This is a genomic window from Luteibacter mycovicinus, from assembly GCF_000745235.1.
GTDB classification, from domain to species: Bacteria; Pseudomonadota; Gammaproteobacteria; order Xanthomonadales; family Rhodanobacteraceae; genus Luteibacter; species Luteibacter mycovicinus.
The window spans coordinates 3269328-3294275 of the sequence record NZ_JQNL01000001.1; the positions used below are offsets into that span (position 1 = coordinate 3269328).

The following is a 24948-nucleotide window of genomic DNA, read 5'->3' on the forward strand; positions in this document are numbered from 1 at the left end:
TCGTTTACTCCGGCTTCTTCTTTTTCTTCACCGCCTTGACCGGTGCCGCCTTCTTCACGGGCGCCGCCTTGCCTTTCGCTTTGGTTTTCGTGGCAGGCGCCGCCTTGGCCACCGGCGCCGCGCGCACGCTTCCTTCCACACCCGCCCAGTCGACGTGGTTGAGCCCAAGCAGGCTGTCGAACACCATCGGCATCAGACCCGCCGGGACCGGACCCGCACCGTTCCACATGGTCACGACACCGGCGTGATACTTGGGAAAGAAGCCGATCATCGTGCGATAGCCAGAGACCGCGCCCGCATGGAAGATCAGGTCTTCATTGGCGTACTTGAATACGCGCCAGCCCAGCGCGTAGTGCGCGTCGGTGACACGCGCGCGTCGCCAGGGCAGCGAGTGAACTTCCGACGGCGTGGCCACCTCGGGCGCGTGCAGTACGTCCAGCGATGGCGTCGGCAGGACGTCCGGACGTCCGCCCATCTGGGCCATCAGCCACTGCTCCATGTCGCGCAGGCTGGCGTTGACGCCAGCGGCGGGGGCGACACGGTAGTAACTGTCGTTGGGCTCGTAGGGAATCCAGTTGTGCGGACCGCCGCGATGCGGGCGTGCCCAGCTCTTGCTGGCTTCGAGCGCGTCGCGGCCGTAGCTGGCGGTGGTCATGCCCAGCGGGGCGAAGATGCGGCGTTCGACCTGTCGAAAGAAATAATCGCCGGTGGTGGCGTAGATGACGTCGCCGATCATGCTGAAGGCGACGTTCTGGTAGCCGTAGCACGCGCCCACCTTGCAGGAGAGGTCCACCTCGTCCAGTTTGCGGACGAGCTCCTCGTAGGGAGCGTCGGCCTCGAGCATGTTGTCGTACGTGTTGCGCGGCAGACCGAGGCGCTGGCCGAGGATGTCGCGCACGGTCGCCTGCTGCGCCGCCTCCATGTCCTTGAGCTTGAAATACGGAATGGTGTCGATCAGCTTGGTGTCCCAGCTGAGAAAGCCTTCACGGACCAGCACGGCGGTGACGCCCGTGGCGAAGGCCTTCGACAGCGACGCCAGGCGGAACACGGTTTCCGGTGTGGCGGCTTCTTTCGTCTTCGCGTTGGCGTAGCCGATGGCGCGCTCGTACACGACCTTGTCGTCGACGATAACGGCGGTGACGATCGCGGGGGCGGCGTCGCGGGCTTCGGCCGCGTCCATCCAGCGGTTGTAGTTCTCGATCGTTTCCTTCACGCGCTCCGCAGGCAGCTTTTCCGACGTCGGGTCGACATGGACGACCGGGGGTTTCTGCGGCGGCTTCTGCGGCGGCGGAGCGGCGAGGGCGAAGGGGGCGGTGGCGGCGCAGGCGAGCGCACAGGCCAGCAGGGAGGCGGATCGAAACGACATGCTATTCTCGCGAAAGCGAGGCGTGACGGACACGCCGAAGGGAGGGAAACGTCATGGGATGGATCGTTTTTCTGATCATCGTCGCGGTCATTGTCGTGTACTTCATCGCTGTCTACAACGGACGGCAGACTTCACACAAACGACGACCCGGTTCCCCTTCACGATCCGGTGCCCGCGGCGAGCCGTGCTAGGCTTCTCGCGCATCCCGCCGACCCCGGACCCACCGTGAACGAACGTCGACCCTTCGCCAGGGATGAAGCGAGGACCCTCACGCTCTCCGTCATCGCCTTCTTCTTCGTGATGACGTCGTACTACGTGCTCCGTCCGGTGCGCGATCAGCTCGCTGGCGCGGCCGGATCGCAGTCGTTGCCGCAGTTCTACGCGATCGTCTTCGTGGTGATGCTGGCGCTGACACCGGTCTTCGGCTGGCTGGTCTCGCGATTTCCGCGCAAGCTGGTGATCGGCAGCAGCTACGTCTTCTTCGCCGCTTCGATGCTCGCGTTCATCCCGGCCTTCGTCGCCCAGGACCGCATCGGCGCGGTGGCGCTGGGGCGGATCTTCTTCGTCTGGGTCAGTGTGTTCAATCTCTTTGTCGTGTCGCTCTTCTGGAGCTTCATGGCGGATGTCTACCGCAGCCAGCAGGCGCGGCTGATGTTCCCGTTCATCGCGGCCGGTGGCATGGCGGGCGCGCTGCTCGGCCCCTTACTGACACGGCTGCTCGTCCAGCGCCTCGGTGTGCCCGCGATGCTCGTCGTCTCCGCGGCGTTCCTGCTGCTGGCGCTGGGCGCACTGCTCGCGCTCTCGGCACGGCGTGACCTGAACGATGAAAGCGAAGGCGCGCCGGTGGGCGGATCGATCCTGCAAGGCGCGAAGGCGGCGTTCTCGCAGCCGTTCCTGCGGTACATGCTCGTGCTGATGCTGCTCGGCGACGGCATCGCCACGATGGGCTATACGCTGATGGCGGATTACACCAAGGGGCATTTCGCCGACAACGCGGCACGCACGGCCTTCTATGCCGATCTCGATCTGTGGACCAACTGCTTCGGTGCGTTGCTGCAGCTGACGCTCACCCCGCTGATCATGCGCGGGCTGGGCGTGGTCTGGGCCATGGTTCTGCCAGCGCTGGTCAATATGGTGCTGCTGCTCGGCCTGTCGGTGCTCGGACTGATCGACCTGCACGTCTTCGGCTGGACGGTGCCGGTGATCGCGATCGTGCTGGTCGGCTCGCGCGGCATGACCTACGGCATGACCAAGCCGGCGTCCGACGCGCTGTACACCCGCACGCCGCGCGAAGTGCGCTACAAGGGCAAGAACTTCATCGAGACCGCTGTCTGGCGCTTCGGCGATTTGGTGGTGACGTCGGGACTCGTCGCCATACGTGGCGCGGGTGTGGGCATCACGGCGATCGGCCTGACCGCCGCGGGTCTCGCCTGCGTGGCGGCCGAGATGGGCCGACGTGCGGCGAAATCGCCCGACCTGCTACCCGAGCAACGCGACGACGCGACCCGGTCTAGCTCGTGATGTAGCTCTCCAGCTGATTGATCGTCTCGCGCTGTTCGGAGATCACGGCTTTGACCAGATCGCCGATGGACACGACGCCCACGAGCCTCGTGCCGTCGAGCACGGGCAGGTGGCGAAGTCGCCCGTCGGTGCACAGCCGCATGCATTCATCCACCGTGGCGTCGCTGGCGACCGTGATGACGCTGGCCGTCATGATCTCGGCCACCGGCGTGTCGCGTGAGGACCGGTCCTTCAGGATGACCTTGCGCGCATAGTCGCGCTCGGAAACGATGCCGACCAGTTCACTGCCCTTGATGACCACGAGCGCGCCGACGTTCTTATCGGCCATTTGCTGGATAGCCTCGTAGACCGAGGCATCGGGTGCCACGGCGTAGACGGCTTTGCCCTTGCCTTCCAGGAGGTGCTTGACCTGCTGCATGCTCGACTCTCCGCTGCCGCGCGGCGTGCCGCCGCCAGGAGATCAGTCTACGCCGGGTGCGCGCGGGCGAGGGTAACGATCAGGTGAAGAGGGCGCGCCGCGCCGCGACTCGACGTAGTAGATCGGCCGGCGCTTGGATTCGGCGTAGGTACGGCCGATGTACTCGCCGATGACGCCCAGAGCCAGCAGCTGGGCGCCGCCCAGAAAGAGGATCACCACCAGCAGTGTGGGGTAGCCGCGTACGGGGTCGCCCCAGATGCACACCTTGAGCAGCACCCATACGCCGTAGAGAAAGGCCAGGCCCGCGGCGGACACCCCGAGCCAGGTGGCGATACGCAGCGGTGCCGTGGAGAACGAGGTGATGCCCTCGACGGCGAGGTTGCCCAGGCGCCAGTAATTCCACTTGGTCGTACCGGCGTGGCGGGCGTCGCGGTGATAGACCACGGAGGTCTGCCGGTAGCCGATCCAGGCAAACAATCCCTTCATGAATCGCTGGCGCTCGCGCAGGCCGTGCAGTGCCTCGACCGCGCGGCGCGAGAGCAGGCGGAAGTCGCCCGTGTCGCGCGGAAGCGGTGTGTCGGCCACCCGTTCCATGACGCGGTAAAACGCCGCCGAGGTGAACTTCTTGAAGCGCGTCTCGCCGTCGCGCTCGCCGCGGGTCGCGTAGACGACGTCGAAGCCTTCGCGCCAGCGGGCGATGAGGGTGGGGATGAGCTCGGGGGGATCCTGCAGATCCGCATCGATCACGACGACCGCGTCGGCATCCGCGGCATCGAGACCGGCGGTCATGGCCGCCTCCTTGCCGAAGTTGCGCGACAAGCGCAGCGCGACGACGCGGGCATCCGCCTGGGCGATGCGCTCGATCAGCGGCCAGGTCTCGTCGCGGCTGCCGTCGTCGATGTAGATCACGCGCGCGTCCGCGTCGAGCCCGTCGAGCACCGCGGCGATGCGTGCGTGGAAGTCGTCGATGACCTGCGCTTCGTTATATGCCGGGACGACGATGGCCAGTGAATACGTCATGGTGGCGCTCAGCGTACGCGACCGGCGACGGGGGCCGGGCGAGTGAGGTAGGCCGGGCCGCCGAGCTGGCTCATCTGCTGCGAGATCCACGCCGCGCGCCGCTGAACGTAAGCGCTGGGCGCCTCGGCGTGAAAGCGGCGGGGATTGGGCAGGACGGCCGCAAGCCGGGCTGCCTGCGACACACCCAGGCGATCGGGCGTGGTGTGAAAGAACGTGTCGCTCGCGGCGCCCACACCGTAGATGCCGTCACCGAGCTCCACGATGTTCATGTACACCTCGAGGATGCGCTGCTTCGGCCACAAGGCCTCGATGAGCACGGTGAAATAGGCCTCGGCGCCCTTGCGTACGAAGCTGCGGCCGTTCCACAGAAACAGGTTCTTGGCGACCTGCTGGCTGATCGTGCTGGCCCCGCGCAGGCGCTTGCCCTCGTCGGCCGCGTCGATCGCGTCCTGGATGGCATCGACGTCGAAGCCGTGGTGATAGGGGAATTTCTGGTCTTCGCCAGCGACCATGGCCAGGCCCACCTGGGGCGATACGCGCTCCCATGGCACCCAGTGGTGACGATAGGTGAAGCCGGTTTCTCCGGTGACCAGCGCGGCCACCCGGCGCTCCATGATCATCGCGCTGGTCCACGGCGGCACGAAGCGCAGCACGACGACCACCAGGACCGACAGTGCGACCCACGAGACGATGAGCAGGCCGGCGAGATGGACGATGCGGCGGGGCAGCGAGCGGGGCGTCGGGCTCATGAGGGCACGCGGAAGGAGGATGGCGCAGTATAAAGGGCCTGTGCCCATGCAGGCTTGTCGCCGGGCCGACCCACCCCCATCTCCCGTCGGATCACCAGGAGGCCACCGTGACCGATTCGATCGTCGATACCCTTGCGTCCGAGGACGTGCTGCACCGCTTCCTGCTCGAGAAGGCGGGTGTGCGCGGCGTACTCGTGCGGCTCGGCGCCAGCTGGCAGGACATCGCCTCGCGCGTCGATTACTCCGCGGAGCTTCGCGACACGCTGGGGCAGGCCGTCGCGGCATCCGCGCTGCTGACCGGCAACGTCAAGTTCGAAGGCTCGCTGTCCCTGGAGTTCAAGAGTCAGGGCGCGCTGCGCCTCCTCTTCGCGGAATGCACCGACAAGGGCCGCCTCCGCGGGCTGGCGCGATTCGACGACGGCGACATGCCGGTGACGGACGGCAAGCTCGATCTGAGCGAGCTGCCCGACGCCGCGCTCGCCATCACCATCGGCCAGATCGACCGCGGCCGCTATCAGGGGCTGGTCGACCTCGACACGTCGTCCCTCGCCGAGGCGCTGGAGAACTACTTCCTGCGGTCGGAACAGCTGCCCGCGCGCATTCTTCTCGCGGCAGATGGCGTGCACGCGGTTGGCCTCATCCTGCAACCGGTAGCGGGAGAGGGCGGACACAGCGCCGCTGAACAGGACGACGACGCCTGGGAGCGTGTCGGTCACCTGACGGCCACGCTGAGCGCCAGCGAGATGCTGTCGACGCGCCCGGAGGAGCTGCTGTTCCGGCTCTATCACGAGGAAACCGTGCGACTGTACGAGCCAAAGCCGCTCGCGTTTGGCTGCACGTGTTCACAGGAGCGCGTGGAAGGCATGTTACGCGCGCTGGGGCGCGACGAGGTCGAGGCGACCCTCGAGGATCGCGATGGCGAGATCGAGGTGATCTGCGAGTTCTGCGCCACGCGGTATGTGTTCGATCGCGTGGATGCCGAGCGTCTGCTCACGCAGGCCGAGACCCCTCCCGCCCCCTCGACGCTGCAGTAAACCGCGCTCAGGCATCCAGCGACAGTGGCGCTCCCAGCCACTTGCTCGCTGGCTGTGGCTGCGCGAACAGAAACCCCTGACCGAACCGGCAGCCGATACGCTGCAGTACCCGCATCTGCGATTCGGTTTCGATGCCCTCGGCGATCACCTGCATGCGCAGCGAGTCCGCCAGCGCCTGGATGGCCCGGACGACCGCCGTGCTATGCGCCTGATCGTCTTCCGCCGGAAGCTCGATGACAAACGAACGGTCGATCTTCAGCGTCTCGATCGGATACTGATGCAGATAGCTCAGTGACGAGTACCCGGTACCGAAGTCATCCAGCGCGATGCCGACACCGTGCTCGCGCAGGTGCTCGAGAATACGTTTGACCTGCGCCGGATTCTCCAGCAGCGCGCGCTCGGTCACCTCGACGCGAATACAGCGCGCGGGTACGCCGTGCTGTGCGAACAGGTCCAGCAACCGCTGATCGAGATCGGCCGAGCGGAAATGACTGCCCGACACGTTGATGCTGATGAAGCCCTCGTCGCGCGTAAGCGCACGGGCCTGCCGCGCCACCTGCTCGAAGATCTGCCAGTCGATCGCCTCCGAACAACCGGTGTCCTCGGCAACCGCGAGGAATTCGCCGGGCGGAAGCAAGCCGCGCTCGGGATGGCGCCAGCGCAGCAGCGCCTCATAGCCGACGACGCGTAAGGTCGCCAGTTCGACGATCGGCTGGAAGAACGGCACGAACTCATTGCGGGTGATCGCCCGCCGGAGGTCGCCCTCGAGCTCGAGCAGCGAAAGCGCTTCACGGCGCAGGCGATCATCGAAGACGGCGGCGCGATGGCGTCCCTCGTCCTTCGCGCGATACATGGCCGAATCGGCGTCGCGCAGCAGTTCTTCCGGTCGCGTGTATTCGGGCGTCGGCAGCGCGATACCGATGGATGCGGAGGTGAAGATCTCCTTCGCGCCCAGGCGGAAGGGTGTCTGCAACTGCGCGATGATGCGCTCCGCGATGTGCGTGGCCGCCTGGGGATCGGTGATGCCCTCGACCAGCACGGCGAACTCGTCGCCGCCCAGACGCGCGACGACATCGCGCGTCTTCAGGCAGGCACGCACGCGTCCGCCGACCTGGAAGAGGAGATCGTCGCCGACCAGATGACCGACCGAGTCGTTGATCACCTTGAAACGGTCGAGATCGATGAAGAGCACGGCGAACAGTTCGCCCGGGTTCTCGCGGTAATGGTTGAGCGCCTGCTCGAGTCGCTGCAGGAGCAGCGTGCGGTTGGGCAGGCCGGTAAGCGAGTCGTGCAGGGTTTCGTATTTCAGCCGGCGTTCGACGCGTTCGCGCTCGGCGATCTGCTCGCGCAGGTCACGGTTGGCCAGCGCCAGGGCACGGGTGCGCTCGGTGACGCGTCGCTCGAGGCTGGCGTAGGCCTGCTTCAGCGATTCGGTCGTGTACTTGCGCTGCAGCGCGTTGGCGATGTGGTAGCTGACGAACGTCAGCAATTCCTGGTCGCGCGCGCTGTACGTGTGTTCGGGCGAATAGCTCTGCACCGCGAGCACGCCCATCGACTTCTCGTTCCAGATCAGCGGAACGCCCAGCCAGTGCAGTGAGCGCGCGCCGCTGGTGGAAAGGACCTGGTCGCGATTGAGGCGGTCGATCTCGTCGCGATCGGCCAGCAGCGCCTTGCCGTTACGCAGCACGAATTCGGTGAGGCCACGCCCCAGCTCGCGCGGCTCGCGCACGCCATCGAGTTCGTCGACGGAGTAGGGGAAGGTCAGCTTGTTCTGGTCTTCCGAGAGCAGCGCGATATAGAAGTTGCGCGCGTAGAGCAGGCCGCCGATGACGCGATGCACGGCGGCATAGAAGTTCTCGATACTGTCCGACGTATTGGCCAGCTCGGCGATACGGAACAGGGCCGCCTGCAGGCGTTCGCCGCGCTGACGCTGCAGGACCTGCTGGCGCAGCACGCGGTTGGCCTCACGCAGGGCCGCGGTTCGCGTGGTCACGCGTCGCTCGAGTTCCTCGTGCGCCTGGCGTCGTTCGAGCGCCGTCTGCACGTGCTGCGCGACATAGGTAAGGAGTTCGCGGTCGTTTTCGCTGTAGTGCGTGTCGTCCCGGTAACTCTGCACCACCAGGGCGCCCACCACGTCGTCACCGCGCTTCATCGGTACGCCGAGCCAGTCGTCGCTGGGCGGGCCGATGGCCACGCGTGGACCCGGGAGGCTCTTTTCCAGCTCGGAGCTGGCGCCCATCATCGAACGCCCGCTCTGCAGCACGTGCCAGGTCAGGGAGTTCTCGATCGCGTCGATCAGGCGGATGCCTTCGGGATCCGGTGTGTCGTCGTCGACCGTGTCGACGAAATACGGAAAGCGTACGGTCCGGTTCTGCGCGTCGTAGAGGACGATGAAGAAGTTTTCGGCGTACATGAGGCTGCCCACGATGCTGTGCAGCGCACTCATCATGTCCTTCATGTTGTGCTCGGCACCCGCCTGCTCGGCGATGGCGTAGAGCGCGCGTTGCAGCCGTTCGGCCAGCGCCAGGCGCGAGATCGCCTCGTAAAGATTCGCGGTTTCCGCAAGCTGGCGTAGCCGGGCGGAGGCAAGCCTGCCCAGCCAGGACACCATGTCGATCGAGGCGGAGGCGTCGCGATCGTCGGTGCCGAAGCCCAGCGTCCGCCCTGACTGCGGGTCGACAGCGAGGTCGAGCGTGGTGCCGGCCGCCATCGGCGCGTCGTCGACGCGCAGCCAGGAGACCCGGGCGTCGGGCAGGAGGCAGCGCGCGAATGCCTCGCACTCGTCGCGGACCCCATCGGCATCGGCGGCTCTCAGCAGACGCTCGACGGCGTCATGCAGCGGCTCGACCTCCCCTGTGCCGGGTGTTTGCGATGTCGGGCTTTGGGATGGAGCTATGGTCATCGCCTGACGAAGATTCCGGTCGTGGTCGGGCCAGTCTATATGCGTTAACGCAACCGTGCGATGGCCCTTGCAGGTTGCCGAACCCGTTGCGCCCCACGCGCCGCGGTTCCCCCTGTCGTACTAAACGGCAGGTAATCTTTTTCCTGAACCTCGACCGCTCCGGGGTGTTAGTAAAAAGTAAAACGGGGTATAGTCGAGCCGTCCTCGTCGGGCTGAAGGCGGGGGCACGGGGAGGAAACCTTCAGCCGCTTACGACCAGACCCGACATGCGCCGATCCTTACTCACGTTGCTACTTCTGATGCCGCTCGTCGCGGCAGGTCAGAGTGCGTCGGTGGGTCCGGACGCCACGGCGTCCCGTCTGCTGGCCAAGCAGCCGGATGCCTACGCGCAGACGAGCCAGGGTTCCTTGCCGCTGTGGCGCGCCCCCGATGGCCGGATGCTCGCCATCCAGGCCGACGATCGCGCCGATCCCAGCAAGCCGTTGGCCCTCCACGCGGTCGATGCCGGCCCCTTCCTGTCCAGTGGCCTGCAGTACGATCTCGGCCCGCGGCTCCAGGCCCACGCCAGTGTCAGCGGGCAGGGCTGGGCGAATTCGGCCGAATCCTGCGCCGCCGCGGCGCCGGGTGGGCTCGACAACCGTTGCTACACGCCGGGTGCGCCGCCGCGCATTGTCGGCAGCGAAGTCGGCGCGACCTACCGTGGCACGGGTTACAGCCTCGGTCTGGGCGTCGGTTCGAGCCGTCCGACGGGTGGTGGCGCGGCGCTCCCGCGTGTGCTGCCGGGCCTGTCGACCGCATCGGGCCTTCCCATCAGCGCCCTTTCGTCCAGCACCGAGCTCAATGCTCACGGCAGGGTCGATCTCGGTGCGCGCAGCGGTATAGACGTCGGCGCCAGCGTCGGTCGCATCCGCCTGCTGCCGGGCAATCTGCTGGGCATCGGCTCGGTCGACCAGAAAGCGCTGAGCTTCGGCGTCGACCGCGGCTCCGTGTCGGGCGCCATCACCGGCCGCACCATGCAGCCGGAAGCCAACATCGTGAATGGCCTGAACCCGGATCGCCGCTGGAGCGCGGTGGACCTCGGCGTCACCTTCCGCCTGCCATGGCGTGGCGAGCTCTCGGTCGGCGCACAGAACGTCTGGTCCTCGGGCAACGCCCCCGCGAGTCCGGCGGGTCCAGAGCCCGACTCCTCGCGAACGCCTTACGTCCAGTACCACCAGGACCTCTGAACGAACCCGCCGCAAGGCGGGTTCTTCGTTTATGGCGCTGCGGATGGCAGCCGATCCGGTGGACGCCGGCCCTGCTGACGATCCCGCGGCGGCTGGTCGGCTGGCCGGCTTGGCGGCAATGGCCGAGCTCGGCTCGGCTTGCGCCATCGCGTTTGGCTTTGTCGCGGTGTGTCGTGTCGTGTTGGAGAGACGGCGGGGGTGACCCTCGCGGCCACGCCTTCGGCGACCCCTCAGGGAAGGGCCGCTACCGCGGCCGTATTTCAATGGCCTTCGGCCGGGTCGGGCTTCGCCTGGGGGTTTTCGAGTCGGCTGTCCCTGCCTCCCCGAAAACGGCCGGTCATCCCTGACCGGCCCCGCCTGCGCGGCCTTGTCCAGTCGAAGCCCTCGCCTGCGGCTACCGGCCGCGAGGGTCACCCCCGCCGTCTCTTTGGTGTACCGAGGTGGGTTGGTGGTCGAGCGGGGTGTGGCTTCTTCGCTTCGTTGGCTTTTCGCGCGCAGGGCGCGCTCCTACAGGCCGCCATGTATCCCACTATTGCGGTCGCCGTGCGGTAGGAGCGAACCCTGTTCGCGAACCCTCACCCCGGCTAAGGCGAACGAGGCCATCCGAAACAGGCAGGCGAGCGGTCCCAGCCACGAAGCGAGCCGCGGCTCGGCCGCACGATGCCTCAGTCCCCCAAAGAGCCGGCGGGTGCCACCCTCGCGTCCGGTAGCCGCAGGCGAGGGCTCCGACTGGAAGAGGCCGCGAGAGCGGGGCCGGTCAAGGATGACCGGCCGTTTTCGGGGAGGCAGGGACAGCCGACTCGAAAACCCCCAGTCGGAGCCCGACCCGGCCGTAGGCCATTGATACACGGCCGCGGTAGCGGCCTTTCCTTATGGGGTCGCCGCAGGCGTGGACGCGAGGGTGGCACCCGCCGGCTCTTCAACGCGACATCACACGCCGCAGCAAGCCCAACGCGAAGGCGACAGCCGAGCCGTAAACCAACTCCGTCCTCAGCCCATCGAAGCGCCTCAGCGCCCCTGGCCCCTCAACCGCACGTCGCCGCTGAACGACTCGACATGAATGAAACCGTTGCCACCGCCCAGGGTGGTCTTCAGTTCCTTACCCGGACCATCGTCACCCTTGGACGGGCTGCCGAAGTCGCTGCGGATCTCGCCGCTGAAGGTTGAGGCCTCGAGCTTTGCCGAGGTGTCGGTCGGCAGCTGCAGCTGGACATCGCCACTCATCGAGTCGACGTTGATCTTGCCGTCGCGTGCCGGGCCACCGGTGACCTGGGTGTCGCCGGAGACCGTGCTGAAGCTCGCTTCCTTCCATGGACCGCCACCGATCGTCATGCGGCCGGACACCGTCTGGGCCTCGACGCGCTCCGTGACCTGAGGTGCCGTGATGTCGCCGGAGACGGTCTGCAGTTCGGCCTTGTCCGAACGGCCGGCGAGGTCGATCGTGCCGCTCACCGTCTGCATGCTGACGTTCGGCGATCGCAGGTTGGCGCGAATGCGACCGCTCACGGAGTTGATGTCGATCTTGCCGCCGTCGAGGCCGTCGACACTGACGGGGGCGCTCACGACATTGATATCGATGGAGACGCCGCGCGGCACGCGCACGTTGAGTACCGTGGGCTGCATGCGGGTGTCGTTGCCCCAGCTGAACCAGTTGCCTTTCTTCTCGTCGCCATCGACATGGATGTCGACGTTCTGGTCGTTGCCTTCGATCTCGAGCGGACGGGCGCCGTCGCCGAGCGTGCCGGAGACCTGCACTTGGTTCTTGTCCCAGGCGGTCACCGTGACTTCGCCCTTGACGTTGTCGATGCTTACCTTCGCGGTCGGACGGATGTCTTTCGACAGGTTGATCGGTGTCGAGGCGAATGCCTGACCGATCGAGAGCGCCAGCAGCAGGGGAGTGAGGTAGAGCGTTTTCATAGCGGTTTGTCCTGGCTGTTCGCGTTAGCCGGCTTGCTTTTCAAAATTGCGCAGACGATCGCGCTGGCGTTCGGTACGTAGCAGCAGGCGCTGCAGCGCGGGAGAGTCGGGGGAGTCCTTCATGGCCTGAGTGAGCTCCATGTGGGCTGCGTCGAGTTCGACCGCCGCGCCGGACAGGCGCGGATCGGCCGGCTTCCAGGGCTGCGTCGTGCTGGCCATGCCATCGCTGCCGGTGGGCTTGGCCAGATGAAGGCCGACGCCGCCGCTCAGGACCGCGACACCGGCGATGGCGGCGGCCATCAGCCAGGGCTGTGCGCGACGCCGACGCGGCTGAGCGATTACGGGCGCTTCGCCGAGGCGGGCGTCGATATCGGCCCACAGGTCGCGATGCGGCGTGACCGGGCGGTTGAGCGAGCGCATCTGGCGCAGATAGTCGAGTTCGTTCATGGCGTCTCTCCCAGTGCGCGGCGGAGGAGCCCGCGCGCACGGTGTAACTGTGCTTTTGAAGACCCCACCGCCATGCCCAGCTCGATGGAGATCTCTTCGTGTTTCCAGCCTTCCACGTCGTGCAGTACGAGAACCGCACGGGCCCGCGGCGGCAATGCCGCGATGGCCTTTTCCAGCTCGTCGCGCTCGATGGCGCGGACGGGATTGTCGGTGGACGTGATGTCCGGCAGATGTTCGTCGTCCATGATGGTGACGGGGTCGGCGTTGCGGGCGCGTATGGACATGAGTGCGACGTTCACGGCCAGACGGTAGACCCAGGTGCCGAAGGCGCTTTCGAAGCGGAAGCTTTCCAGCTTCTGCCAGGCGCGGACGAAGGCCTCCTGGGTCAGGTCTTCCGCACGGGCGTGATCGAAGGCGGCCAGGCGCAGTACCGCGCCGTAGACCCGGTCGGCGTGCCGACGGTACAGCGTCTCGAAAGCCTTGCGGTCGCCACCGATCGCCGCGCGTACGACGTCGTCATCGGTCGATGCGACGGGCAGCTCAGGCTGCATGAAGGACGTGGCGGCGAGGCATAGGGCATTCATCTTGCCAGCTTGGATGCGGGCAAGGGGAAAACGGTTTAACGGGGGGCGGCCACGCCGCCACCGTTGGAGCGCGGCCTGCGCGCGAAGGGCATGTCGAAGGCAGGCCACGTCGGGGGGCGGATTTCGCGCGCGAGGCGCGCTCCTACAGGGCGCTAACGCTAGGCCACATCGGTTTCCCGGGTCTCCATGGCTTTCTGCAAAGCCTCGCTGACGCGTACCCGCTCAGCCTTCAGCCGCGCCGGCATCCGCTCGCCGAACCCGTCGAGATAAAGGTCGATCGCCCTGAGTTCTTCCGTCCAGCCCTCCAGATCGACGTGGAGCAGCGCGTCGAGCGTAGCGGGCGCCACGGTGAGTCCGTTGGTATTGAGTTCGGCCTTCGCGGGAACCACCCCGATCGGCGTCTCGACACCCTCGGCCTTGCCGGCGACCCGCTGAATCATCCAGTCCAGTACCCGCAGGTTCTCCCCATAACCGGGCCACATGAAACGCCCTTCGCCATCCTTGCGGAACCAGTTGACGTGGAAGATCCGCGGGAGTTTCGCGCCTGGTTTGTCGAACGAAAGCCAGTGCGCGAAGTAATCGGCGAAGTTGTAGCCGCAGAACGGCTTCATCGCCATCGAGTCCCGACGGAGCACGCCGACCGCACCGGTCGCCGCTGCCGTGGTTTCGGAGCCCATCGCCGCACCGATCAGCACGCCGTGCGCCCAGTCTTTCGCTTCGAAGACCAGCGGCACCAGCGAGGGGCGACGTCCGCCGAAGACGATGGCCGAGATGGGGACGCCTGCCGCGTCTTCTGACTCCGGCGCCCAGCTCGGGCACTGCCTGGCGCTGACGGTGAAGCGCGAGTTGGGATGCGCGGCAGGGCCATTGGCATGATCGAACGCGCGCCCTTGCCAGTCGGTCACCGGCTCGCCGTCGCCGAGGCCTTCCCACCACGGCCGGTTGTCGGCGGTCAGCGCGACATTGGTGAAGATCGCATCGTGTCCCAGCGTCTCCAGCGCGGTCGGATTCGTGCCCGCGCTCGTGCCCGGTGCGACACCGAAATACCCCGCCTCGGGATTGATCGCCCAGAGGCGCCCATCGGCACCCGGCGTCATCCAGCAGATATCGTCGCCGACGGTCCAGACCTTCCAGCCCGCCTTCCGGTAACCCTCGGCCGGAATCAGCATGGCCAGGTTGGTCTTGCCGCAGGCGGACGGGAACGCCGCGGCGATGTAGTGCTTCTCACCCTGCGGGTTCTCGATGCCGACGATAAGCATGTGCTCGGCGAGCCAGCCTTCCTGACGTGCCTGATAGCTGGCGATGCGCAGGGCGTGGCATTTCTTGCCGAGGAGCGCATTGCCGCCGTAACCGGAGCCGATCGACTTGATCGACAGCTCCTCGGGAAAATGCATGATGAAGCGGCGCTCCGGGTCCAGGTCGCCCGTCGAATGCAACCCTTTGACGAAGCGACCTTCGCGCTCGATCCGCGCCAGGGCAGGGGCGCCCATGCGCGTCATGATCCGCATGTTGGCGACGACGTACGGGCTGTCGGTGATCTCCACGCCGCAGCGGGACAGCGGCGAGTCGATCGGTCCCATGCAGTAGGGAATTACATACATGACGCGCCCGCGCATGGCGCCGGCGAACAGGGCGTCGATCTTCGCGTGCGCGTCCGCAGGCGCCATCCAGTGATTGTTCGGACCGGCATCGTCCTGCTTCGGCGTGCAGACGAAGGTCAGGTGTTCGACGCGCGCGACGTCGGACGGATGCGAGCGATGCAGATAGCTGCGCGGGTTGGTCGCCTCGTTCAACGGCACGAGATCGCCGCTGGCAAGCATCGTCTGGATGAGGTCGGCGTATTCGCCTTCCGAGCCGTCACACCAGCGAACGGAGGCGGGGTCGGTCAGCCTTGCGACCTCGTCCACCCATCGGTTCAATGCTTCAAGAGAACTGCCGTTCGAACGCATCCGTTGTGGTCTCCAGGTAAAAGTCCCTGAAGACAGTAGTTTGCGCTTCGTGGTATTGGCAAGGCACGGCGCAACATATCCCGCCGCACCCCTGTAGGAGCGCGCATCGCGCGCGACCCTCTCGCCTCAGTCGTTCACATGCGCCGGCGTCAACGTCGCAATCATGTGCTCGACATACGCATCGAACTCCTCATGACTCAGGCGCGGCAGACCCAGCGTGAAGTTGAGCTGCAGGAACCCGACATAGGCGGCATACGTCAGCCGTGCACGGTGCAGCGCCACCACGGGATCCAGGCCCGCTTCCTGATACAACCGCGTGAGGAACTCCATACGCCGCTGCGACACGCGCGACATCACCGGCACCACCTGCGGATGATCCAGCGCTTTGAGCAGGGCCGCGTAGACGCGATGCGGCTGCATCTCGTGGGCCACCCGGCGAAAGAGCTCCGGAAAGCGCTTCAGCGGGTCCGGGATGCGCTCGATCTCTGCCAGCACCTCGCGTTCGCCGTACTCTTCCCAACGCTCCAGCGCGGCCTGAAGCAGGGCTTCGCGCGTGCGGAAGTGCCAGTAGAAGCTGCCCTTGGTCACGCCGAGCCGGCGCGCGAGCGCCTCGACGGCGAGGGCGCCGACGCCTTGCTCGGCGATAAGGGCCAGGGCGCCGTCTTCCCAGTCTTCGGCGGAGAGGCGGACTCGTTCGTTCTTGGCACCGTCGTTCATCGGCGCATGGTAGCGGAGCCGTCGCCGTTTGCAATCCGTGCCCTTCGGTGCATGCTGCATAAGACCTTGACTTGGCTGTTATTGCGTGACCGTACGCGGGCGTATTGACGCACCCGGCGACCCGCTACATACTCCGCCGTATGGTTGCCGATCCCGTCCACGTCAGTTCCGCCAAGGCGAGTCTCGTCTCGATCGACGGGATCGTGCTCGCGAGCGAGCGCTGGCCGGGTGAACGCTCGCCAGGACTGCTGTTCGCTCACGGCTTCGGGCAGACCCGGCACGCCTGGACCGGCGCGGCGCGTACGCTGGCGGCGCAGGGCTTCGATGCGACCACCTTCGACGCCCGGGGCCACGGCGAGAGCGAGCGCGTCCCGCGAGGCGAATACCACATGGAGCAGTTCGTCGGCGACCTGCTTGCGGTGGCCGGCGTGGCGACCTCGCCGGACGGACGGCCTCCCGTTCTGGTGGGTGCCTCGATGGGCGGCCTGCTCGGCCTGATCGCGGCGGGCGAGTCCGGCGGTACGTCGCCGTTTTCGGCGCTGGTTCTCGTCGACATCACGCCCCGTTGGGAAACCGCCGGGGTCGAACGTATCCTCGGCTTCATGCGTGCGCACCCTGAAGGTTTCGCGAGTTACGACGAGGCGGCCTCGGCTATCGAGGCGTACCTGCCGCAGCGCCGCGAACGCAAGACGGAGTCGCAGCTGAAGCCGCTGCTGCGGCCGGGTAGCGACGGACGCCTGCGCTGGCACTGGGATCCGGCTCTGCTCGATGGTCTTGTGGCCGAAAGCGAGCGCTACCAGCCGCGGCTTTTCGAGGCCGCCGCCAACGTCGACGTCCCCGTGCTGCTGCTTTCCGGTACGCGCAGTGACGTCGTCTCCAGCCACACCGTGGAAGAATTCCTTCGCCTCGTGCCGCATGCGCGTCACGTGGCACTGCATGATGCGACCCATATGGTCGCCGGCGATGCGAACGACGCGTTCACCCGCGAGATTGCGCGCTTCATGCGCGAGCTTTGATCCACCATTTCACGCACTGTCTATCCGCTGTTTCCACTGTTCGACTGTAACGAGGTGATTCCGATGTCTGCGATCCTGGTTGTGCTGGCGGCGCTCATCGCCTCCGGTGCTTGCGCTTATCACCGCACGTCCCTGAAGACGTGGGCCATCGCCACGGGTGTCACCATCGTCGTCGTCGGCTTGCTTGCCGGCGCGCCGGTGACCACCGTCGTGCTGCTCATCCTGCTGGCGCTCATCGCCGCACCGCTGCTGATGGTGGATTTCCGCCGCAAGAAGATCAGCGCGCCGCTGCTGTCGATGTTCGCCAAGGTGACGCCGAAGCTGTCCGATACCGAACAGACCGCGCTCGAAGCCGGCACCGTCGGTTTCGAAGGCCAGCTGTTCTCCGGCAAGCCGGAATGGTCGGAACTGCTCCGCCAGCCGAAGCCGGAACTCTCGACCGAAGAGCAGGCCTTCCTCGACGGCCCCGTCGAAGAACTCTGCAGCATGATCGACGACTGGCAGATCACCCACGAACTGGCCGACCTGCCGCCGAACGTCTGGGAGTTCATCAAGAAGAACAAGTTCTTCGGCATGATCATTCCCAAGAGCTACGGCGGCCTCGGCTTCTCCGCGCTGGCCCACTCGGCCGTGCTGCAGAAGCTGTCCAGCATGTCGCAGACCGTCGCCTCCACCGTGGCCGTGCCCAATTCGCTCGGACCGGGCGAGCTGCTGATGCACTACGGCAGCGACGAGCAGAAAAATCATTACCTGCCGCGTCTGGCCGACGGCCGTGAAATCCCGTGCTTCGCGCTGACCGGCCCGTACGCAGGTTCGGACGCCACGTCGATTCCGGATTTCGGCATCGTCACCAAGGGCACGTGGAACGGCGAAGAAACCGTCGGCATCCGCCTCACCTTCGACAAGCGTTACATCACGCTTGCGCCGGTCGCGACCATCGTCGGTCTGGCCTTCCGCATGTACGACCCGGACAAGCTGCTGGGTGAGAAGGAAGACCTCGGGATCACGCTGGCGCTGCTGCCGCGCGAAACCCCGGGGCTGGAAATCGGTCGTCGCCATTTCCCGCTCAACACCCCGTTCCAGAACGGTCCGGTGCACGGCAAGGACATGTTCGTCCCGCTGTCCGTCCTCATCGGCGGTCCGCACATGGCTGGCCAGGGCTGGCGCATGCTGGTCGAGTGCCTGTCGGTGGGTCGCGCCATCTCGCTGCCGTCCAACGCCACGGGCGCGTCGCGCATGGCGGTCTCGGCGACGGGTTCCTATGCCCGTATGCGCAAGCAGTTCGGCCTCGCCATCGGCCGTTTCGAAGGTGTGGAGGAAGCACTCGCCCGCATCGGCGGCCTGACCTACGCCATGCAGGCGCTGTCGCGTGCCACGGCCGCGGCGGTCGACCGCGGTGAGAAGCCGGCCGTACCGTCGGCGATCGCGAAGTATCACGCCACGGAATGGTGCCGCCAGATCGCATCCGACGCGATGGACGTGCACGGCGGCAAGGGCGTCATCCTCGGTCCGAAGAACTATATGGGTCGCGGCTGGCAGTCGGTGCCCATCGCCATCACGGTGGAGGGCGCGAACATCATGACGCGCAGCCTGATGATCTTCGGTCAGGGTGCCATCCGCTGCCATCCTTATGTCCTGAAGGAAATGCAGGCCCTCGGCATCGCGGACTATCGCGAGCGTCTGAAGACCTTCGACAAGGCGCTGTTCGGTCACATCGGTTTCGGCTTCTCCAACGCGGTCCGCAGCTTCGTGCTGGGCATCACCGCGGCGAAGATCGGCGACACCGCGGGCGATGCGTATACCCGTCGCTACTACCGCAAGCTCAACCGTTACTCCGCCGCGCTGGCGCTTTGCGCCGACGTCGCCATGGGCGTGCTGGGTGGCAAGCTGAAGTTCAAGGAAAAGCTGTCGGCCCGTCTGGGTGACGTGCTTTCGTACCTCTACATCGCCAGCGCGATGCTCAAGCGCTACGAAGACACGGGCCGTCCGGAAGCGGATCGTCCGCTGCTGGCCTGGGCGTTCCACCAGTGCGTCTGGAACATGCAGATGGCGCTGGACGGCGTGATCCGCAACTTCCCGGTCCGCCCGGTAGCCTGGCTCCTGCGTGCGCTGGTGTTCCCGTTCGGTCGTCGCGAAGTGCCGCCGTCGGATCGCCTCGGCCGTCGCGTCGCCGCGCTGATCACGGCGCCCAGCGAAGCCCGCGATCGTCTGACCACGTGGAGCTACCTGACGCCAACGCAAAACAACACCGTCGGTCGCATGAACGCGCTGCTGCCGGACGTCATCGCCGCCGAGCCGGTGGAGCGCAAGTTCGTCAAGGCGCTCAAGGGTGGTCAGCTGAAGGCTCACACCTACAACGAGCAGCTCGCCGAAGCCGAGAAGCTGGGCGCCATCAACGCTGCGGAGCGCGATCTGCTGCAGCGTGTCCGTGACGGCGTCGCCGAGTTCATCTCGGTCGATGACTTCGACAGCGAAGAACTGCGCGCGAACGTGGTGCGCAATGCAGAAGCGATGAAGAAGGTGCGCGCGGCCTGAGTCGTTCGCATCGCTTCACGGAAAAGGCCGCGAGCGATCGCGGCCTTTTTTGTTTTGGCGGAAGCGGGCTCGGCTTTGCCCTCGCATTTGCCTCAAAGCGTCGCCTTGCGGCAGGGGAGTCGCCGGCTGCCATTTCTGTCGCTACGTCCTCCTACGGCCTTCGCCTTCGTGCGGAAGCGCTCCAGAAACGGCAGCCGGCGACGCCCCTCCTACCGTCGAGGCAAGCGGCGTATGTAGGAGCCAGCCCTGCTGGCGATTCACTCCGCCCCGAGTTGTCGCACGCCAAAACGCAACGGGTGCACCCTCGCTCGCACGATGAACCTCATCGGCCCGTCCGTGGCCGGACGCCGGGCGGGTCTTCAATCGTGTCTGCCAAGGATCCCTTCGTGCTCGCCCTTCAAGTCAATGCCACGTTCGAGGGGAGTCGTCGGCTGCCGTGCCTGGAGCGCTTCCGCACGAAGGCGAAGGCCGTAAGAGGACTTAGCGACAGGCATGGCAGTCGGCGGCTCCCTTGCGTCAGCGCGCAAGTACGAAAGCGATGGCGCAGCCGAGCCCTTAGAGTCCCCGAATGATGCGATGTCGGGTCGCGAGCAGGCTCGCTCCTGCACAGGACTGTGGCAACGCCTAGCTTTCGGCGCAGCCGTCCTGCAGCGCTTCGACTTCCTGCAAGCGCGCTTCGACATCGTCGCGGGTGTGCGCACGGAACAGGCGCGGCGCCGCACGCCGGAGCGCACGGCAGTCCAGCTGCGTCAGCCGGTCGCGGACCTGCAGCAATTGTCCCGGGTGCATGCTGAATTCCTCCAGCCCCATCGCCAGCAACAACGCGGTGAACTGCGTGTCGCCCGCGATTTCGCCGCACAGGCTCACCGGCTTCTTCGCCCGGCGGGCGCTGGCGATGACATGCGCGATGAGGCGCAGAAACGCTGGCTGCAGCGGATCGTAGATGCCGTCGAGCGCATCGTTGTTGCGATCGGCGGCGAGCACGTACTGGGCCAGATCGTTGGTGCCGATGGCGAGGAAGTCGGCTTTTTCGAGGATCGAGGTGACGCCGATGGCGGCGGCCGGCACTTCGATCATGGCACCGATATCGATGCGCTCAGGCAATTCCTGGCCGGAACGGGCGAGGTCTTCGCGTGCTTTCTTGATCAGCCGTCGCACCTCGGTCATTTCACCGAGGTGGGTGATCATCGGTACCAGGATGCGCACAGGGCCGTAACAGGCGGCACGCAGAATGGCGCGCAGCTGCACGCTGAAGATGTCGGGATAGCGCAGGGACAGACGAACGCCGCGTACGCCGAGTGCCGGGTTGTCTTCGCCGCGGATCGCGAGTCCGGCGGAGTCGGCCTTGTCGGCACCAAGGTCGAGCGTACGGATGGTGACCGGGAGGCCACCCATGCCGAGGACGACGTCCCGATAGGCGACGAACTGTTCTTCTTCCGAAGGCAGGCCGCGCTGGCGCAGGAAGAGGAATTCCGAACGGTAGAGGCCGACGCCGTCGGCGCCGCGCGAGCGGGCGAGGGTGATGTCGCCGGCAAGCTCCGCGTTAGCGTACAGGCGAACATGGGCACCGTCGCGGGTCAGCGTCGGCGCGGTTGCCAGCGCGGCGAGACGACGGCCCTCGGCGGCAGCCTGACGCTGCCATTGGCGGTAGCGGGCGAGATCCTGCGCGGTGGGATGAACGATGACTTCGCCGTGTTCGGCGTCGATCAGTACGAGGTCGTCGTCGTTGATCGTCGCCAGCGCGTCTTTCGTGCCGACCAGCATGGGCAGGTTGAAGCTGCGCGCGAGAATCGCGCTGTGCGAGTAGATGCTGCCGGCGCTGGCAATGACGCCGAGCATGCCCTGTCCCGCCATGCTGGCCATGTCCGCTGGCGCGACGGTATCGCTGACGATGATCTCGCCCACGCGGGCGGCCAGCTTGCGTTCTTCACGGCTGGACTGCTGGAGCAGAGCGGACATCACCCGGCCGATGACCTGGTCGATGTCTTCGCCGCGGCTTTTCAGGTAGGGGTCGTTCATGGCGTCGAACACCGCCGCGAGACGATCGCGCTGCATCTTGAGCGCGGCACTCGCGGTGTAGTGGCCGACGGCGACGAGCTCGTCCAGACCGCGCAGTAGCTCCTCGTCATCGAGCAGCAGACTATGCGCATCGATGAAATCGCCGACTTCGCGGGCCAGCGCCCCGTGCAGCTTGCCGCGCAGCTCACGCAACTCCGTGCGGGCGGTATCGATCGCCTTGTGCAGGCGCTCGATCTCGGGAGCGATTTCGTTGTCCTCGAGCATCCGCGTGTCGACGGCGTAGATGCTCGGCTGGACCAGACGCGCGCGACCGAGGGCCATGCCCCGGGCGGCTTGCGTGCCGGTCAGCACGTATCTCATGGGGGGCTCGTCCTGTGCGGCGGCATCATGGTTCAGGCACCCTCGTCGAATTTGCGGTCGAACAGATCGACCACGGCGTTGAGCGCGGCTTCTTCGTCTTCACCCTCGGCGCGCACGACTAGCGAGGTGCCCATGCCAGCGGCCAGCATCATGACGCCCATGATGCTCTGCGCGTTGACTTCACGGCCCTTGCTGATCAGCCATACCGTCGACCTGAACCCCGCCACCAGCTGTACGAGCTTGGCTGAAGCGCGAGCGTGCAGGCCCAGCCGGTTGGATACCACGATGTCCCGTTCAAGCATGGTCGATGAAGATCCCTCCGCGACCGCCAGCGGCCGCGATGTCGGCCAGTTCGGTCAGCGATTTTTCCGAATAGTTGAGGACACGAAGCAGCATCGGCAGGTTGAGGCCGGATACGCAACGCAGGTGGACGCCCAGTTCGGCCAGCGAGAGGCCGATATTGCACGGGGTGGCGCCGTAAAGGTCGGCGAGCACCAGGACGCCGTCACCATGGTCGAGGTCGCGCGCATGCTTCGCGGTCAGCGTGCGCATGACGTCGAGATCCGAACTGGGTGGAACCTCGACGGCATCGACTTCGAGTGGCAGCTTGGGCATGACGTGACGGGCCGCCGAAATCAGCGCCTTGCCGACGGCTTCGTGGGTCATGAGGAGGACGCCGACGCTCATCGCCCGGTTTCTCGCACTGGCATGGGCTGGGTCATGGCTCACTCTAGCTCGCGATGAAAGGTAAGTACGTTGCCGCGTTCCGAGCGGAAATGCTGGGCCAGCTTCTCGACCAGATAGACCGAACGGTGACGCCCGCCCGTGCAGCCGATCGAGACGGTGACATAGCTACGATCCTCGCCCTCGAAGCGCGGCAACCAGGTGTCGAGCCAGCGGGCGACGTCCGCATAGTACTCGCCCACGAGTGGATTCGCGTCGAGGAACTCGCGTACGGGGAGGTCGCGGCCCGAGAACGGGCGCAGCCGGGGGTCCCAGTGGGGGTTGGGCAGGCAGCGGGCGTCGAAGACGAAATCGGCGTCGGAGGGCAGGCCGCGGCGGTAGGCGAACGACTCGAAGAGCAGTGTCGTGCCATCCGAGGCAGCGGCGTACCCCGTGGCGAACAGCCGGCGCAGCTGATGGACGTTGAGGTCGCTGGAGTCGATGACCTTTTCCGCGATCGAGACCAGGGGCCGCAGCAGGCGACGTTCTTCGGCGATGGAATCGGCCAGCGACAGTTTTTCCGCCGCCAGCGGGTGACGGCGGCGGGTCTCGGAGTAGCGCTTGATCAGGACGTCGTCGCGACTGTCCAGGAAGATCAGATGGACGTGGACGCCCGCTGTGGAAAGCTCGGACAACACGTGGGGCATGCGCGAGAGATCGATGCGCCGGTTGCGCACGTCGACGCCCACGGCGATGCGACGGCGCGGTCCATGCTCGCCCTGGCTGACGGCGGCGACGAGCTGGGGAATCAGCTCGGCGGGCATGTTGTCGACGCAGTAAAACTCGAGGTCTTCCAGCGCGCGCAGAGCGACCGTCTTGCCGCCGCCGGACATGCCGGTGAGGACGACCAGATGGATGGCGCCAGGTTCGACGATGGGGCTCATGGTTTCCTCGGTCACGTCGGTCACCATGGCGGCAGGCGACGCATCTGGTGCGCCTGACGGTCGATGAAGGTCTGTGCGGGATCGATGCCCTTGCTTTTGAGCACGTGATTGCGCACGGCCGCCTCGACCAGCACCGCGAGGTTGCGGCCGGGCGCGACGGGAATGGTGATCTTGGGGACGTCCACATCCAGCACGTTACGCCGGCTGACGTCGCCGGTAAGGCGGGTCATCGCGTCGATGTCTTCACCCGAGGTCAACGGCTTGAGGTGCACGACCAGACGCAGGTATTTCGATGGCTTGACCGCCGTGTGGCCGAACATCTCGCGGATGTTGAGCACGCCCAGGCCGCGCACCTCGAGGAGGTCCTGCAGCAGCTCGGGGCAGGCACCGTCGATGACGTCTGGCGCAATGAGGGTGAATTCGGTCGCGTCGTCGGCGACCAGGCGGTGGCCGCGACTGATGAGTTCCAGCGCCAGCTCGCTTTTGCCGGAGCCCGGGTCGCCGGTGATCAGCACGCCGATGGAGAACACCTCGAGGAATACACCATGAAGCGTGACCCGGGGTGCGAGCGTGCGCGCCAGGTGGTACTGCAGATACGTGAGCAGCTCGTGCCCGCGCTTGGTGCTCTGCCACAACGGCGTGTCGGTTTCTTCCGCGACTTCGCGCAGATCGGAGGGGATCGACTGGTCTTTCGTGACGATCAGCGCGGCCGGCTGATAGGCGGCGATCTTGTGGATGACCTCCCAGCGCTGGCGCGATTCGAGGCCGTCGAGGTAGTTGAGCTCCTCCGTGCCGATGATCTGCACCTTGTTCGGGTAGATCACGTTGAGGTAACCGACCAGCGAAGGACGGCGGCTCTGCTTGGCATTGGGCTCGAGCACGCGGGCCTCGCCGCGCATGCCGGCGGCCCAGCGAAGCGCCATACGTTCGTAGACGCCGTCGAAGAGTTGTCTGGCGGTGAGCCGATCCACGCGGGTGATCCCTTTAGATAGCGAAGCCGGCGCGAGGGCGCCGGCTGGGCTATTGTGCCATCAACACGCGGGAGGAGGCCCGGCGGCGCGCGCGAGCGGCCGCCGGGCGCTCTCGTCAGTCGGTGCTGGCGACGCGCGCGTCGCGGCCTTCAGCGTTGTGATGATCCTTGAGCTTCTCTTTGTGCTTGCGAAGCTGGTCGGCGAGTTTGCCGATCATGGCGTCGATGGCGGAATAAAGCGTGTCGCCCTTGTTGTCGTCTTCCAGGCGGGCCACGCCTTCGCCATGGAGCCGGGTGCCGGCACAGTGCAGGGTGCCTCCGGCCTTGTGCTCGTTCTTATCGACGGAAAGAACCACGTCGAGGGCTTTGATATTGTCGAAAAGGCGTTCGAAGCGGCCGATTTGCTGTTCCACGCGCTCGCGCAGAGCGGGGGTGATATGGACGTGCTGGCCGCTGATCTGGATTTGCATGACGCCTCCTTCTTGCTGAGGGTGTCGCCTTATGGCGACGAGATCGGAACGGCGGGGTTGCCGCTCCTCAAGCCTGAACTGATGAGACCGTGGACCTCCGCCGGGGTTCCCCCCGATGTTT

At 66.2% G+C, this 24948-nt stretch carries 21 protein-coding genes; 5 read left to right on the forward strand and 16 right to left on the reverse strand.

All coding sequences use genetic code 11. The features are described from left to right. Window positions 1-4: 4 nt before the first annotated feature. The gene (locus FA85_RS14320) at window positions 5-1366 is read right to left on the reverse strand and encodes a serine hydrolase domain-containing protein (RefSeq protein ID WP_051943938.1); all 1362 of its coding nucleotides are present in this window, start codon (window positions 1364-1366) and stop codon (window positions 5-7) included. 225 nt (window positions 1367-1591) lie between these two features. Between FA85_RS14320 and FA85_RS14325 the strand changes: the two genes are divergently transcribed. Beyond that, window positions 1592-2887 carry an NTP/NDP exchange transporter gene (locus tag FA85_RS14325; RefSeq protein ID WP_081907574.1) on the forward strand — a complete coding sequence of 432 codons (1296 nt, stop codon included), beginning with the start codon at window positions 1592-1594 and terminating at the stop codon, window positions 2885-2887. Here the strand turns inward: FA85_RS14325 and FA85_RS14330 are convergent. From FA85_RS14330 to mtgA, 3 genes are read right to left on the reverse strand one after another with little or no spacing between them, the layout of a single operon-like run. Beyond that, window positions 2877-3305 carry a CBS domain-containing protein gene (locus FA85_RS14330; RefSeq protein WP_036115694.1) on the reverse strand — a complete coding sequence of 143 codons (429 nt, stop codon included), beginning with the start codon at window positions 3303-3305 and terminating at the stop codon, window positions 2877-2879. The two genes, FA85_RS14325 and FA85_RS14330, sit on opposite strands and share 11 nt — an antisense overlap. Window positions 3306-3347: 42 nt before the next feature. Further along, window positions 3348-4325: a glycosyltransferase family 2 protein gene (locus FA85_RS14335; RefSeq protein ID WP_051943936.1), complete on the reverse strand. Its 978-nt coding sequence runs from the start codon at window positions 4323-4325 to the stop codon at window positions 3348-3350. Between the two features lie 8 nt (window positions 4326-4333). Then, window positions 4334-5074: a monofunctional biosynthetic peptidoglycan transglycosylase gene (gene mtgA / locus FA85_RS14340; RefSeq protein ID WP_036115692.1), complete on the reverse strand. Its 741-nt coding sequence runs from the start codon at window positions 5072-5074 to the stop codon at window positions 4334-4336. Window positions 5075-5181: 107 nt separating this feature from the next. Between mtgA and hslO the strand changes: the two genes are divergently transcribed. Beyond that, window positions 5182-6108, forward strand: a complete 927-nt coding sequence (gene hslO, locus FA85_RS14345; RefSeq protein WP_239708965.1) for an Hsp33 family molecular chaperone HslO — start codon at window positions 5182-5184, stop codon at window positions 6106-6108. A 7-nt stretch (window positions 6109-6115) separates the two neighbouring features. Here hslO and FA85_RS14350 read toward each other — a convergent pair whose 3' ends face one another. After that, a complete protein-coding gene (locus tag FA85_RS14350) occupies window positions 6116-9010 on the reverse strand; it encodes a bifunctional diguanylate cyclase/phosphodiesterase (protein ID WP_036115690.1) in 2895 nt (964 codons plus the stop codon). 266 nt (window positions 9011-9276) lie between these two features. Between FA85_RS14350 and FA85_RS14355 the strand changes: the two genes are divergently transcribed. Next, window positions 9277-10236: a hypothetical protein gene (locus FA85_RS14355; protein WP_036115687.1), complete on the forward strand. Its 960-nt coding sequence runs from the start codon at window positions 9277-9279 to the stop codon at window positions 10234-10236. 1008 nt (window positions 10237-11244) lie between these two features. On the opposite strand, the gene FA85_RS14360 is transcribed toward FA85_RS14355, so the two are convergent. The 5 genes from FA85_RS14360 to FA85_RS14380 all read right to left on the reverse strand — a co-directional run bounded on the left by FA85_RS14360 (window position 11245) and on the right by FA85_RS14380 (window position 15850). Then, the gene (locus tag FA85_RS14360; protein ID WP_036115684.1) at window positions 11245-12153 is read right to left on the reverse strand and encodes a DUF4097 family beta strand repeat-containing protein; all 909 of its coding nucleotides are present in this window, start codon (window positions 12151-12153) and stop codon (window positions 11245-11247) included. 24 nt (window positions 12154-12177) lie between these two features. Next, entirely contained in the window at window positions 12178-12600 is a 423-nt protein-coding gene (locus FA85_RS14365) for a hypothetical protein (protein ID WP_036115680.1), read from the reverse strand. Further along, entirely contained in the window at window positions 12597-13151 is a 555-nt protein-coding gene (locus FA85_RS14370; protein ID WP_036115678.1) for an RNA polymerase sigma factor, read from the reverse strand. Before FA85_RS14370 ends, FA85_RS14365 begins: the two co-directional genes overlap by 4 nt. Before the next feature lie 191 nt (window positions 13152-13342). Then, window positions 13343-15133, reverse strand: coding sequence for a phosphoenolpyruvate carboxykinase (GTP) (locus FA85_RS14375; RefSeq protein ID WP_036115675.1), 1791 nt, complete (start codon window positions 15131-15133; stop codon window positions 13343-13345). Between the two features lie 126 nt (window positions 15134-15259). Further along, a complete protein-coding gene (locus FA85_RS14380; protein WP_036115672.1) occupies window positions 15260-15850 on the reverse strand; it encodes a TetR/AcrR family transcriptional regulator in 591 nt (196 codons plus the stop codon). Between the two features lie 140 nt (window positions 15851-15990). On the opposite strand from FA85_RS14380, the gene FA85_RS14385 reads away from it, so the two are divergent. Then, window positions 15991-16866: an alpha/beta hydrolase gene (locus FA85_RS14385; RefSeq protein WP_036118315.1), complete on the forward strand. Its 876-nt coding sequence runs from the start codon at window positions 15991-15993 to the stop codon at window positions 16864-16866. A 63-nt stretch (window positions 16867-16929) separates the two neighbouring features. After that, window positions 16930-19401, forward strand: coding sequence for an acyl-CoA dehydrogenase (locus FA85_RS14390; RefSeq protein WP_036115669.1), 2472 nt, complete (start codon window positions 16930-16932; stop codon window positions 19399-19401). 624 nt (window positions 19402-20025) lie between these two features. On the opposite strand, the gene ptsP is transcribed toward FA85_RS14390, so the two are convergent. The 6 genes from ptsP to hpf form a co-directional block, all read right to left on the reverse strand. Next, window positions 20026-21780: a phosphoenolpyruvate--protein phosphotransferase gene (ptsP, locus tag FA85_RS14395; RefSeq protein ID WP_036115666.1), complete on the reverse strand. Its 1755-nt coding sequence runs from the start codon at window positions 21778-21780 to the stop codon at window positions 20026-20028. 32 nt (window positions 21781-21812) lie between these two features. After that, the gene (locus FA85_RS14400) at window positions 21813-22082 is read right to left on the reverse strand and encodes an HPr family phosphocarrier protein (protein WP_036115664.1); all 270 of its coding nucleotides are present in this window, start codon (window positions 22080-22082) and stop codon (window positions 21813-21815) included. Continuing rightward, window positions 22075-22467 carry a PTS sugar transporter subunit IIA gene (locus tag FA85_RS14405; RefSeq protein ID WP_036115662.1) on the reverse strand — a complete coding sequence of 131 codons (393 nt, stop codon included), beginning with the start codon at window positions 22465-22467 and terminating at the stop codon, window positions 22075-22077. The genes FA85_RS14400 and FA85_RS14405 overlap by 8 nt, the downstream gene beginning before the upstream one ends. A 38-nt stretch (window positions 22468-22505) precedes the next feature. Beyond that, complete coding sequence (gene rapZ / locus FA85_RS14410) at window positions 22506-23414, reverse strand: RNase adapter RapZ (RefSeq protein ID WP_197056548.1); 909 nt, start codon at window positions 23412-23414, stop codon at window positions 22506-22508. After that, window positions 23408-24358: an HPr(Ser) kinase/phosphatase gene (gene hprK, locus FA85_RS14415; RefSeq protein WP_036115660.1), complete on the reverse strand. Its 951-nt coding sequence runs from the start codon at window positions 24356-24358 to the stop codon at window positions 23408-23410. Before hprK ends, rapZ begins: the two co-directional genes overlap by 7 nt. 115 nt (window positions 24359-24473) lie before the next feature. Next, window positions 24474-24827: a ribosome hibernation-promoting factor, HPF/YfiA family gene (hpf, locus tag FA85_RS14420; RefSeq protein WP_036115658.1), complete on the reverse strand. Its 354-nt coding sequence runs from the start codon at window positions 24825-24827 to the stop codon at window positions 24474-24476. Window positions 24828-24948: the final 121 nt, after the last annotated feature.